12 protein-coding genes are annotated in these 13,546 nt (G+C 41.1%); 1 reads left to right on the top strand and 11 read right to left on the bottom strand.

The features are described from left to right. Window positions 1-23: 23 nt before the first annotated feature. The 11 genes from rnr to BM095_RS13245 form a co-directional block, all read right to left on the bottom strand. Complete coding sequence (gene rnr, locus BM095_RS13300; RefSeq protein ID WP_091662796.1) at window positions 24-2,333, bottom strand: ribonuclease R; 2,310 nt, start codon at window positions 2,331-2,333, stop codon at window positions 24-26. Window positions 2,334-2,378: 45 nt separating this feature from the next. Then, a complete protein-coding gene (locus tag BM095_RS13295; RefSeq protein WP_091662793.1) occupies window positions 2,379-3,134 on the bottom strand; it encodes an alpha/beta hydrolase in 756 nt (251 codons plus the stop codon). 29 nt (window positions 3,135-3,163) lie between these two features. After that, window positions 3,164-3,886: an alpha/beta hydrolase gene (locus BM095_RS13290; protein ID WP_091662791.1), complete on the bottom strand. Its 723-nt coding sequence runs from the start codon at window positions 3,884-3,886 to the stop codon at window positions 3,164-3,166. Window positions 3,887-4,097: 211 nt separating this feature from the next. Next, window positions 4,098-4,328: a preprotein translocase subunit SecG gene (gene secG / locus BM095_RS13285; RefSeq protein ID WP_091662790.1), complete on the bottom strand. Its 231-nt coding sequence runs from the start codon at window positions 4,326-4,328 to the stop codon at window positions 4,098-4,100. A gap of 149 nt (window positions 4,329-4,477) precedes the next feature. Next, a complete protein-coding gene (gene eno / locus BM095_RS13280; protein ID WP_091662788.1) occupies window positions 4,478-5,761 on the bottom strand; it encodes a phosphopyruvate hydratase in 1,284 nt (427 codons plus the stop codon). Between the two features lie 31 nt (window positions 5,762-5,792). Further along, entirely contained in the window at window positions 5,793-7,337 is a 1,545-nt protein-coding gene (gene gpmI, locus BM095_RS13275; protein WP_091662786.1) for a 2,3-bisphosphoglycerate-independent phosphoglycerate mutase, read from the bottom strand. Next, on the bottom strand, window positions 7,334-8,092 hold the full coding sequence (gene tpiA / locus BM095_RS13270; protein WP_091662783.1) for a triose-phosphate isomerase: 759 nt from the start codon (window positions 8,090-8,092) through the stop codon (window positions 7,334-7,336). Before tpiA ends, gpmI begins: the two co-directional genes overlap by 4 nt. Before the next feature lie 33 nt (window positions 8,093-8,125). Continuing rightward, window positions 8,126-9,310 carry a phosphoglycerate kinase gene (locus BM095_RS13265; RefSeq protein ID WP_091662781.1) on the bottom strand — a complete coding sequence of 395 codons (1,185 nt, stop codon included), beginning with the start codon at window positions 9,308-9,310 and terminating at the stop codon, window positions 8,126-8,128. A 156-nt stretch (window positions 9,311-9,466) separates the two neighbouring features. After that, complete coding sequence (gap, locus tag BM095_RS13260) at window positions 9,467-10,471, bottom strand: type I glyceraldehyde-3-phosphate dehydrogenase (protein ID WP_091662778.1); 1,005 nt, start codon at window positions 10,469-10,471, stop codon at window positions 9,467-9,469. Window positions 10,472-10,895: 424 nt separating this feature from the next. Then, window positions 10,896-12,254 carry an RNA polymerase factor sigma-54 gene (gene rpoN / locus BM095_RS13250; RefSeq protein ID WP_245757908.1) on the bottom strand — a complete coding sequence of 453 codons (1,359 nt, stop codon included), beginning with the start codon at window positions 12,252-12,254 and terminating at the stop codon, window positions 10,896-10,898. 75 nt (window positions 12,255-12,329) lie between these two features. Beyond that, entirely contained in the window at window positions 12,330-12,581 is a 252-nt protein-coding gene (locus BM095_RS13245) for an amphi-Trp domain-containing protein (RefSeq protein ID WP_177194824.1), read from the bottom strand. 317 nt (window positions 12,582-12,898) lie between these two features. Here BM095_RS13245 and clpP point away from each other — a divergent pair, with 317 nt between their 5' ends. After that, window positions 12,899-13,477 (top strand): ATP-dependent Clp endopeptidase proteolytic subunit ClpP, encoded by a 579-nt coding sequence (clpP, locus tag BM095_RS13240; protein WP_091662770.1) that lies wholly within the window; start codon window positions 12,899-12,901, stop codon window positions 13,475-13,477. The last annotated feature ends 69 nt before the right edge of the window (window positions 13,478-13,546 follow it).

The following is a 13,546-nucleotide window of genomic DNA, read 5'->3' as shown; positions in this document are numbered from 1 at the left end:
CAATGAAGAGTATAAAGCAGGACCTAACGTTTTTTACTTTTTTTCTTTGGAACATTTTCATAAAATGGCTTATTCCGTTTCGTTTTATTGCGTCCTTTCTGACGGCCTTTTTTAGATTTCGGTTGGTTCTGAGAAGCAGATGACTGCCGTTTTCCTCCCTCGATCACTTTTGGCCTATCTTTGCGACGCCGTGTTTTCGATCCTTTCATTCCAACCACTTCAAAGTCTATATCGGCTTCTTCTACGTTAACCTGGATCACACGGACTTCGACTTCATCCCCGATTCGAAACATATTGGCTGTACGTTCTCCAATGAGTGCATAAGCCTTTTCATCGAAATGATAGTAGTCATCTGTTAGATAACTAATGTGAACCATACCTTCAATGGTGTTTTCCAGCTCTACAAACATACCAAAGTTAGTAACTCCGCTTATAAATCCAGTAAATTCTTCGCCAACTTTATCTTCCATGTATTGTGCTTTCTTCAAATCATCGACGTCCCGTTCTGCATCAACCGCTCTTCTTTCTCTTTCTGAGGCATGTCGTGTAATATCGGGGAGTTTTTCTCTCCATGTGGACTGCGTTTTACCATCCATATTATTTTTAATAGCATATTCACGAATGAGACGATGAACGATTAAATCAGGATAACGACGAATGGGAGAGGTAAAATGGGTATAAAAATCTGAGGACAAGCCAAAGTGTCCCACGTTTTCTGGATCATATTTTGCCTGCTGCATGGATCGTAATAGCACTGTACTTATTACTGCCTCTTCCGTTTCTCCTTTTACTTCTTCTAATACTTTCTGAAGGGCACGAGGGTGGACGGTGTTCGCACTTCCTTTTACAACATAACCAAACGTCGTCACAAACTCCAGAAAACGTTCTAGCTTTTCAGGATCCGGGTCTTCGTGGATTCGATAAACAAACGGCAGCTTTAACCAATGAAAGTGCTCTGCCACTGTCTCATTAGCTGCCAGCATAAATTCCTCGATCAATCGTTCTGCAACTGATCGTTCTAATAATTTTACGTCTTCTGGCTTTCCCTCTTCATCAACGATAACCTTGGCTTCTTTAAAGTCAAAATCGATCGCTCCACGTTCAAATCGTTTCTTTCTCAGTATGAGAGCAAGCTCCTCCATTCGTTCAAATAAAGGCACTAGTTCTTTATATTTCTCCCTCGTATCTTCGTCTTTTTCTTCTAAAATTAACCGCACATCTGAATAGGTCATACGTTCGGAAGAGCGAATAACACTTTCAAAAATATCATGATTTACCACTTCACCATCAGGTGTAATTTCCATTTCACATGACATGGTCAGCCGATCCACCTTTGGATTTAAACTGCATATTCCATTGGATAGACGATGAGGTATCATCGGTATTACGCGATCAACCAGGTACACACTCGTAGCACGTTCGAAGGCTTCCTGATCAATAGGTGACCCTTCCTCTACGTAGTAACTTACGTCAGCAATGTGGACACCTAGCAAAAAGTTACCATTTTCTAACCTTTTTACTTGTACGGCATCATCGAGATCTTTTGCATCTGCTCCATCAATAGTAACAATTGTTTCCTCTCTCAAGTCACGTCTCTCAACTAAATCTTTCTCCGTTAATGTGTCTGGAATCTCATTAGCCTGATCAATCACTTCTTGAGGAAACTCTCCAGGCAAACCATGTTTATGAATAATGGATAAAATATCTACACCAGGATCATTTTTATGACCGAGAATGTTAACGACTTTTCCCTCTGCACTGAATCGTCCCTCTGGATACTTAGTAATCTCCACAACTACTTTGTGACCATCTACAGCTCCATTTTCTGCGTCCTGTGGAATAAAGATATCATTTGAGATGTGTTTATCATCCGCTTCAACTAAACCGTAAGATCGATAATCGACATACGTCCCGACAATTTTCTGTGTCCCTCTCTCAAGAATACGGACCACAACGCCTTCTGGCTTAGACCCGGAAGATTTACGTTGAACACGTACTAAAACAATATCTTTGTTCATCGCACCATTTAATTCATTGGCTGGTACAAATATATCGTCCTCTCCCTTGTTTTCTGGAAGAATAAAAGCAAAACCTCGTTGGTGGGCTTGTACTGTTCCTTTTACCAAATTCATTTTCTCAGGAACCCCGTAGCGATTGCTCCGTGTCCGGACTATCTCCCCTTGATCTTCAAGTTCGTTCAACGTTTTCATTAAATCTTTCGTTTCTTCTGCACTATGGGCATCCAATGCATCTTGAATTTCTTCCACAGACATCGGCTTTGCGGCCTCTTCACGCATATACATCATTAAACGTTCCTTCTGTGATTCTTCCATCTTTTCATCTCCTTCCTGTAACGGTCAAACATATCTACTTTTATATTATTTTTCTGTTTCCCATTCGAGTTGTTCTAGAAACTCATAGATATCTTCGTGAAGCTGGTCCTTTTCCGGTCCTATCGTAATCACGTGCGGTGAATCTTCATACCATTTCAGTTCTTTTTGTTCAGATCCAATGGATTCATAAATGATTTCAGCACTTTTTGGATCTACCATCTGGTCTTTTCCCGCTTGAACAACAAGTGCAGGTGCTTCAATATCCTCCAACAAACTTTGGACATCTTCAACCAGCTTGTTCACTGAGTCCAGTGTGTCCAGCGGAAGTTGTTCAAACTCCTCCATCTCTTTTTTTATTTGGTCTTCCTCTTTCTTTTCAAGCTGCTTCTGTTGTTTAGCATATTGGAGAACTCCCTTATGAAGACGTTGTTTATTATTATGGGTCGTCATGGGAGCACACATTGGTATGATCCCCTTTACTTCTTGCTCTTCAGCAAGTTTTAAAGTAAAGGCACCTCCAAGAGATAGTCCGGCTACAGCTATTTCCTCATACCCCTCATTCTTCAGTTTTTGCCAACCATTCTCGACGTCTTGCCACCAGTCTTTATAGCTTGTTTTCATTAATTCCTCTGGAGGTACCCCGTGCCCTTTATATATTGGAGCGTGACACGTGTAACCTCGTTTTTGAAGATAACGCCCTAATTGTCGTACGTCAGCGGAAGACCCAGTAAACGCATGTAATAATAAAACAGCTCGCTTTCCTCCCTCAAAAGTAAATGGTTTCGGTGGTATCACTTTCATTATAATGTCCCCTTTCCCTCTATCTTTTTCTAATCATTACTTTTCCATACGAGTTCCGAAGAAAGGTTCGTTGATAATAAAAAATGTTCTGTGTCCTGTATGACCTGTTCCTTATTCTCTCCATGGTACAAAAAGTGCTTGGACTGCTCGTATAGATATAATTGTTTAACAGGAGCCTCTATTTGTGAGTTTAGAAAATCCGCACTTCGCCTAGGCACAAGCCCATCTTTTACCCCCTGTCCCATAAATACAGGTATCTTTATATTTTTGACAAAAGGAGTTACTTCTTTCACTGCTTTTCTAAATTCTCCGACCGCATGTAAAGGTGTATGTATCTTTTCCTGGAATATCGGATACCAGGGGTGTTCTTTCATGTTTCCTTTTACTCCGTTTTCGATAATCACAGCCATGTCTTTCATTAATTGACCTACACCGATATACTGTGCTGCCGCACTTATTAGTACAAGTTTTTCAATTTGATACCTTGCTGCAATATAACATGCTAGCATTCCTCCCATTGAAAAACCGATAACATACACTTTCTCACACTGGGAGATCATATGCTTGGCAGCCATATCTGCCTTGTAAATCCAAGCTTGATAGGTTGTCTTTTTTAAATCCTCCCCTTGTCCATGCCCCGGTAACACGGGGGTATAAACCAGCCAATTATGATTCTGTTTCAAGCGAGTCGCAATGGGCTCTAATTCCCAAGGCGAGCCAGTAAAACCATGGAGACATAGGCACCCAATCATTTTACTTCATCCTTTACGGTTCCTTATTCTTTTTTCTTCCTCTATCAATATACCCTATTTTTCCCAAGACAAGCCAACAAATAACTTATTCAACGTATTCAAATAAGCGAAGGATAGCACATAAAGAACACAAATTAGTATGGCGTTATAAAGAATCATGCAAAAAAGCAGCGGGTCTTTATAGATCCGCTGCCTTTCTTATTTTTACGTATTATAGGAAATATGCCAGCAAAATAGCTAAGACGAAAAACAGGATAGATAAAATCACTGTCATTCGTGATAAAAACGCCTCAATACCTCGGGCTTTCTGTTTTCCCATTAGCTGTTCTGCTCCACCAGAAATAGCCCCAGACAATCCAGCGCTACGGCCAGATTGGAGTAAAACTACCGTGATTAAACCGATAGCAACTATAATCAATAAAACATAAAGCAAGGTCTCCACTCTTCCACCTCCGCGACCTATTTACATAACGTTAATTTACCATACTCCTCATAAAATGAGCAACAGGCAAAACGTTCAGTTCACATTTTCCACTCTTTTTAGACCCATCCATGTGTTTATAAAAATCTCCCTAATATAAGACACGTGCTTTATTTACGGAGGTTATAAAAAGCTGTCGCACCTGGATATACAGAGGTTGTCCCTAATTCATCTTCAATTCGAAGAAGCTGGTTGTACTTTGCTACACGATCTGTTCGCGAAGGAGCACCCGTTTTGATTTGACCCGCATTGACTGCCACCGCAATATCAGCAATGGTTGCATCTTCTGTCTCACCGGAACGATGTGAGATAACAGCAGTGTATCCTGCTCTTTTAGCCATTTCAATCGCATCAAATGTTTCTGTCAGAGTACCGATTTGGTTCACTTTAATAAGAATAGAATTCCCTACGCCTTTCTCAATTCCTTGGGACAATTTATTCGTATTCGTTACAAACAAATCATCGCCAACTAATTGAACTTGGTCACCTATCGAATCGGTTAATTTTTTCCATCCATCCCAGTCATTTTCGTCTAAACCGTCTTCAATGGAAACAATCGGATATTTTTCGGTTAATTGTTTATAAAACTCGATCATTTCATCTGCAGATTTGGTGACACCTTCACCTTTCAAGTGATACTTTCCGTTCTCATACATTTCGGAAGCTGCTGCATCCATAGCCAGCATTACTTCTTCGCCAGGCTTATAACCCGCTTTTTCGATAGCTTCCACTAAAGTTTGCAATGCTTCTTCGTTCGAGCCTAAGTTAGGGGCAAATCCGCCTTCATCACCAACAGCTGTGTTATACCCTTTATCCTTTAATACTTTTTTCAAGTGATGAAAAATCTCAGTTCCCATCCGAATGGCTTGCGGAAAGTTTTCAGCTCCCACTGGCATAACCATAAATTCTTGAATATCTACATTATTGTCTGCGTGTTCGCCACCGTTTAAAATATTCATCATAGGAACTGGAAGCGTTTTTGCATTAAACCCTCCTAAGTATTCGTACAAAGAAACACCGACTTCATCAGCGGCTGCATGAGCTATCGCCATCGATACACCCAATATTGCATTGGCTCCTAAATTTTCTTTGTTGTCTGTACCATCCAATTGGATAAGCATCTCATCAATACCGGTTTGATCCGTCACATCCATCCCTACTACTTCTGGGGCCACTTCTTCGTTTACATTTTCAACAGCCTGTAACACACCTTTTCCCATAAAGCGGTCTCCGCCATCTCGTAACTCAACGGCCTCGTATTCTCCTGTAGAGGCACCACTTGGAACTAACGCACGTCCAAAAGCCCCCGTTTCTGTGTATACCTCGACCTCGACAGTAGGATTGCCTCTTGAATCTAATACTTCGCGTGCATAAACATCCGTTATCATACCCATTTCATCTAGTCTCCTTTTTGTTGTTATATCTTTATTTTGCGCTATCTTCCTTAATTAAACTTGTACCTGTCATCTCTTTAGGTTTTCTTATCCTCAGCAAATCTAGAGCCGTTGGTGAAAGATCGGCCAAGATACCATGATCTCTCAATTCTATATTGTCTTTTGTCACAATAACCGGCACAGGGTTCGTTGTATGTGCTGTCATTGGTTCATCGTCAGGTGTGATCACTTCGTCTGCATTCCCATGATCGGCTGTTATAATCGCATATCCGTTTTTTTCTTTGAGAGCAGCCACTACTTTTCCCAGGCACTCATCCACCGCTTCTACCGCTTCTATCGTTGCTGATAGCTTCCCGGAGTGACCAACCATATCCGGGTTAGCAAAATTTAATACGATAAAATCGTGTGTATCTGTCGCTATTTCCTTTAATAAAGCGTCAGTCACTTCATAGGCACTCATTTCTGGTTTTAAGTCATAGGTGGCCACTTTGGGAGAATCGATCAAAACCCGCGTTTCCCCGGAAAACTCTTGCTCCTGTCCTCCACTGAAAAAATATGTGACATGGGGGTACTTTTCGGTTTCCGCAATACGAAGCTGCCGTAAGCCTGTATTTGAAACAACTTCCCCCATTGTTTCACTTAAATCCTGAGGCGGAAATGCTACATTGGCCTGTATAGAATCACTATATGAGGTCATCGTTACATAATAGAGATTTTGTGGTTTATCTCCTACATCGAACCCATCAAATTCATTTTTTGTGAATACTTCAGATAATTGTATCGCTCGGTCTGGGCGAAAATTGAAGAAAACGACAGCATCGTTGTCTTTAATTGTTGCCATAGGATTACCATTCTCATCCTTTAATACAGAAGGGATAATAAATTCATCTGAAATATCCTCTGTATAAGAATGCTCAATCATTTCTTCAGGGCTGTTAAATGCAGGACCTTCTCCAAAAACCATAGCTCGGTATGACTTTTCCACACGCTCCCACCGGCGATCTCGGTCCATGGAATAGTAACGTCCATGAAGCGTAGCAAGACTTCCAATTTGCAGCTCTTCCATTCGGTTCTGCAATGCTTCGGTATAAGTTTTAGCGGTGGTTGGACCCACATCCCTTCCATCAAGGAACCCGTGGACGTATACCCTCTCTATTCCCTGGTTCTTCGCTAACTCTAAAAGCGCGAATAAGTGATTGATATGACTATGAACTCCTCCATCAGATAATAAACCATACACATGCAAGTCGCTATTATGTTTTTTTACATGGGCACATGCTTCTACAAGAGCATCATTGTCAAAGAATGTCCCCTCTTTGATACTTTTATTAATTCGTGTCAAACTCTGATCGACGATTCTGCCCGCTCCAATATTTAAATGACCAACTTCAGAGTTTCCCATTTGTCCTTCTGGTAACCCCACTGCTTCCCCACATGCTGTTAACGTAGTATGTGGGTACTGTTCCCAATACTGATCAAAGTTAGGGGTTGCTGCCTGAGCCACTGCGTTTCCTTTAGACTCTTCACGAAGGGCAAAACCATCTAGGATAATTAATGCGATTGGTGACTTACTCATACTTTTGCCCCCTCAATAATTGCAAGAAAAGAATCTGCTTGTAGGCTGGCACCACCGACCAAAGCGCCATCAATGTGCTCTTTTTCCATTAAACTGCTAATATTTTCTGGTTTCACACTACCGCCATATTGAATGCGAACCGATTGAGCAGTTTCATTATCATAAAGCTGCTCTATCACTTGACGAATAAGTCCGCATGTTTTATTCGCATCCTCTGGGGAGGAAGTTCGTCCTGTACCAATAGCCCATATCGGCTCATACGCAACGATGGCACGCTTTGCTTGTTCTTTAGACAGCCCGTTAAATCCTTTTGTCACTTGTTCACTCACTACTTTTTCTGTGAAACCCTCTTCTTTTTGGTTCAACGTTTCTCCGCAACACATAATTGGAGTAAGATCTTCCCTAAAAGCAGCATGCATTTTCTTGTTTACTGTTTCGTCTGTTTCATTAAACATTTCTCGACGCTCCGAATGCCCTATAATGACAAATGATATCCCTATGTCTGCTAACGACTTGGGGCTGATTTCTCCTGTAAACGCTCCACTATTTTCAAAATGCATCGTTTGCGCACCCATTTGAAGCGGGGTATCTTCGGCCCTCTCCTCCATACCTTTTAGAAAAATGGCAGGTGCACAGATTACTGTATCCATAACATCTTCAGAGGGAATTTTTTGGTTCACTTCTCTTGTAAATGTCATAGCTTCCGAGTATGATTTGTTCATTTTCCAATTACCCGCGATAATTGGTTTACGCATCATTTTTCACCTCATGACTGTTCCATCCATAATTTACTTATCATCTAATACGGCAATACCAGGGAGAGTTTTCCCTTCCATAAACTCAAGAGAGGCTCCTCCTCCCGTCGAAATATGATCCATCTTATCCGCTAAGCCAAATGCCTCTACAGCTGCCGCGGAATCTCCTCCACCGATAATCGAATAAGCATCTGCCGCTTCTGCAAGTGCTTCACTTATCCCTCGCGTTCCATCAGCGAATGCTTCAAACTCAAATACACCCATAGGCCCATTCCAAATGACGAGCTTCGAATCATAAATAACCTTTTTGTATGTACTAATTGTTTTCGGGCCAATATCCAATGCCTGCCAAGTCTCTGGTATGCTGTCAATATCAGTGACCTTTTTATTAGCATCACGACTGAATTGATCAGCAAGAGCTGCGTCCTCTGGTATGTATAAATGAACGCCTCTTTTTTGCGCTTTATCCATAAATCGTTTTGCAGTAGAAATTTTATCCTTTTCTAAGAGCGAGTTCCCAATATCGTACCCTTGCGCTTTGACGAAAGTAAAAGCTAGACCTCCACCAATAATTAAATTATCCACTTTATCTAGTAGATTATCAATAACATCAATTTTGTCTTTCACTTTTGCTCCGCCTATAATTGCAGTGAAGGGGCGTTCAGGATTAGACAATGCCTTTCCTAATACGTTTAACTCACTTTCCATGAGCAAACCAGCTGCAGATGGCAGGTGATGGCCAATACCTTCTGTAGATGCATGAGCGCGGTGAGCGGTCCCAAAAGCATCGTTTACATAAAAATCCACTAAAGAAGCCATATTTTTTGCAAGAGTGACGTCATTTTTCTCTTCTCCCGGATCAAATCGGAGATTTTCTAACAGCAGTACCTCACCCTCTTTTAAGTCATTTGCCTTCCGCTTTGCTTCTTCACCATATACTTCCTGCGTTCTCTTCACCGGAATCGATAAAATTTCACTAAGTCGATCTGCGACGGGAGCTAGACGAAGTTCTTCCACTACCTTTCCTTTCGGTCGGCCTAGATGACTGCCAAGAACTACTTTCGCCCCTCGTTCCATTAAATATTTGATAGTAGGTAAAGAGGCTTTTATACGTGTGTCATCCGTTACTTTTCCCTCTTCCATAGGTACATTAAAATCAACGCGGACAAATACTCTTTTTCCATTTACATCCACGTCACGTATAGAACGCTTATTCATCCTAGTCTAGTCCTCCTTGTGCAAATACATTCTGTTTGTTTTACTCTCGATATATTCATCATACATCGAGCAGCTTCTTTGTCATTCCTTAACAGCATAAAAAGGGGGAAAGAAATATTAGTGTTTCTCCCCCTTTTTAGCATGTGATCACTTTTTTCATCCCTTGTCAGCCATGTAGGCTGCAAGTTCAGTGACACGGTTGGAGTAAGCATATTCATTATCATACCAAGCAATCACTTTTATGAGATTATCCTCCAAGACCATCGTGGAGAGCCCATCTACAATACTAGAGCGGGTATCGTCATTATAATCGCCTGACACCAAAGGCTCCTCGCTGTAACCTAAGATGCCTTGTAAGTCTTGCTCAGAAGCCTTTTGAAAAGCCGAATTCACCGCTTCTACACTTACATTTGTTTGTAACTCTGCTGTTAAATCGATTAACGAAACATTCGGTGTCGGTACGCGAACTGCCCCACCAGTTAATTTCCCTTCTAACTCGGGAAGGACAAGGGCTACTGCTTTTGCAGCTCCCGTGGAAGTCGGAATGATATTTTCGGCTGCCGCTCTGGCTCGACGATAATCTTTGTGGGGAAGATCTAAAATTTGCTGGTCGTTCGTGTAGGAATGAACCGTTGTCATCATCCCTCTTTTTAGGCCAAACTCTTCATGTAATACTTTTGCGACAGGTGCTAAACAATTTGTTGTACAGGAAGCGTTTGATACGATATGGTGATGGTCCGGTTGATACTCTTTGTGGTTCACTCCCATTACAAATGTAGCGTCTACTTCTTTCCCTGGCGCCGAAATGATTACTTTCTCGGCTCCCGAGACGAAGTGTTTTGAAGCATCATTCCTTCGTGTAAATCTTCCTGTTGCCTCCACCACAGTTTGTACTCCAGCATCCTTCCAGTTAATATCTTCCGGGTTTCTTTCCTGTGTGACTCTAATTTTTTTATCCCCGACTATGAGGCTGTTGCCTTCCACAGAGACACCTTCTTCTAGTTTACCGTGTACCGAATCGTACTTCAATAAGTGCGCAAGCATTTGAGCGTCAGTTAAATCATTTATTGCTGTTATCTCTACATCATTGCGGTGAAGAGAAGCTCTCAACACAAGTCGGCCAATTCTTCCAAAACCATTTATTCCTACGTTTACAGTCAATGAGTAACCCCCTTTTCAATACTTAATAAAAACATCCTTATAAAAGTTACTCTCTTTTACAGGTAATACCTCTTTTTTATGTTTTCTAAAATATTAGTTTAAACTTTATTGTTTCATTTATTCTGTTTGTTAATTTTTAAGGAAGAAGAAAAAGCGCAGCTATGGGAGACAATGCCTGGAAAGCTGTCGAAGAGAATGGGGGGCAGGTAAGGGGAAGCGTCCATAAACAAGCGACCGACGTCCTCTCTTTATCTCTATCATTTAGTACCACCCTGATTTATCAAAAAAACCTGATTTTCCTTCGTTACGTGGAAAATCAGGCTTATTGTTTACACTGTTTAGAAATGTATTAGTTTTTTAAGGTTAACAATATTAGCAAAGGTGCTGTACAAGACGAAACTTGGTATATTGTCATGTACTCCTATTAATTATAACGTTTCCGTTTCGATGAAGAAGGGATTTGTAATTCCCCTCTGTATTTTGCAATAGCACGCCGTGAAATCGAAATGCCGTGCTCTTTTTTTAAATGGTCCACTATCTTCTGATCAGAGAGCGGCTTTTTCTTGTCCTCATTATCCACAAGTTCTTTAATGATAGATTTAACTACGAAAGTAGAGGTTTGTTCACCTGAGTTCGTATTCATCCCTGCAGAGAAGAAGTATTTTAACTCAAATAAACCATGTGGAGTCTGCACGTACTTTTGGTTGGTTGTTCTCGACACAGTAGATTCATGAACACCCGCGGCTTCCGCTACATCCTTTAAAGTTAGCGGCTTCATTGCAGAAGGCCCCTTTTCAAAAAAGCCGTACTGAAACTCTACAATAGCTTCTGTAATACTGCGAATCGTTTGTTGACGCTGATCAATGCTCTTTAAGAGCCAAACCAATTGTTTATATTTTTGCTTTGCATACTCAGTCGCTTCTCCATCTTCATTTCTTTCAAGAAGATGACGGTATTGGCGGTTCATTCGAATTTTCGGAAGCCCATCGTCATTAAGGCGAACGATGAATTGATCACTATCTTTTTCTACATAAACATCAGGAAGAATATGTCCTGGGTGATCATTTCCAAAGTGAACTCCCGGATAAGGATCAAGGCATTGGACTTGATCATATGCATGTTGTATATCTTCCACTGAGACATCTAACTTTTTTGCTAATTCCTTCCACTTTCTAGATGCTAGTTCTTCCAAATACTCAGCGACAATGACTTCGATAAAAGGTTGCCGGGGTGACTGACGCTCTAATTGTAAGAGCAGACATTCTTGCAATGATCGGGCACCAATTCCCGCCGGCTCCAAACTTTGTATTTTACGTATACAAGATTCATAATCTTCCTCAGTTATGTCAAACAGGACAGCCATTTCCTCATATGTTCCCGTTATATAGCCGTCGTCCCCAACGTTTCCAACAATGTGCTCTAACACCCGTTTCTCCTTCTCATCGCATGGAAATAAACGGATCTGCTGGGCTAAATAATCGGTTACTCGTTCTCGGTCATCTTTAATGCGATCAAAAGGAGAAAAGCCTTCCTGCTCTTCCTGGTTATGAATCTCGTTCGAAGGTTCATCGTGCCACATAACTGGCATTTCGTACTTTGGCTCTTCTTTATGAAATAACTCTGGTTCTTCCATATCAATAAGTGGATTTTCCAATGCTTGTTCTTCTAAATACTCGGACAATTCTTGGGTGGAATATTGTAGCAAGGAAATCGCCTGGCGCAGCTCCTGAGTCATGACAAGCTTAATCGTCTGCTGTTGGTAAAGTCCCATCTCCAGATTCACGGCGTTTTCCCCCTCTCCTTGTAAGCGGTTACTCTATTCATTATACCATATGAGCAAACGCCTGTACTTTTTCATTTATTCTTTTTCTTTCCAAGATAAAATAAATGCCGTTTGATATTCCTTGCCTTGCTTTATATATTCTATTTGCAGCTGAACATTCTCAGCTGGAGTTATCGTGGTCTCTCCTTCTTGGTTTGCAACCCTACACTCTCCCTTGCTTCGAAGCATGGAAGCCAAAGTTTCTAACTTTTCGGCAGCGTCTTTTAGTCTAAGCTCTTCTTCATCCTCAAATCTCACATCTTTTCCTAAACGCTCCTGACCAAACACAATTGACGCCCCCTTTACTTAGGAACTGAACACTTGTCACTAATTTGTGATAATTTCATTATAGCCAAGTTCTCCAGTTTTGTAAAAAGTAATTTTAGAGATTTGTCCTCAATGCTTCTTTATTGCTTAAAAATCGTTAGTTTGAAATAATAAAAAAAAGGAAATGATACTTGCAGGGTTTTGCCTTTTATACAGCGAATGCTCTATTTATTGGCCGATGTAGAAAGCTTATCAATTGACCTTTTTTGACCATTGGGGTATGATAAAAAAACAGCATAGATACCGTCACCATTATTATAATAATAGGAGGAATTGAGATGAATTTAGTCCCAACAGTTATTGAACAAACAAACCGAGGTGAGCGTGCTTATGACATTTACTCACGTCTGTTAAAAGATCGAATTATTATGCTTGGCTCCGGGATTGACGATAATGTGGCAAATTCCATCGTCGCTCAATTGTTGTTCCTTGCCGCAGACGATCCGGAAAAAGATATCTCTTTATATATCAACAGTCCGGGTGGATCTATTACAGCGGGAATGGCAATTTATGATACGATGCAGCATATTAAACCTAAAGTATCAACCATTTGTATCGGTATGGCAGCATCCATGGGTGCCTTTTTACTAAATGCCGGTGAACCAGGCAAGCGGTACGCCCTTCCAAATAGTGAGGTTATGATTCACCAACCACTCGGCGGAACGCAAGGACAAGCAGCGGACATTGAGATCCATGCTCGCCGTATCATCCAAATGCGCGAGAAACTTAATAAGATTTTATCTGAGCGTACTGGTCAGCCTCTGGAAGTTATCGAAAGAGATACAGACAGAGATAACTTTATGTCAGCGGAGGACGCGAAAACATACGGTTTAATTGATGAAGTGTTATATAAGTAAGAATAAAACTCCGGTTCCAAAAATGGTGCCGGAGTCTTTATGTGTATGATCATTTAAAAATCTGTATCC

Source organism: Alteribacillus iranensis, from assembly GCF_900113025.1.
GTDB lineage: Bacteria > Bacillota > Bacilli > Bacillales > Marinococcaceae > Alteribacillus_A > Alteribacillus_A iranensis.
The sequence above is the reverse complement of the archived record's forward strand: the minus strand, read 5'-3'. Positions and strand labels throughout refer to the sequence as shown.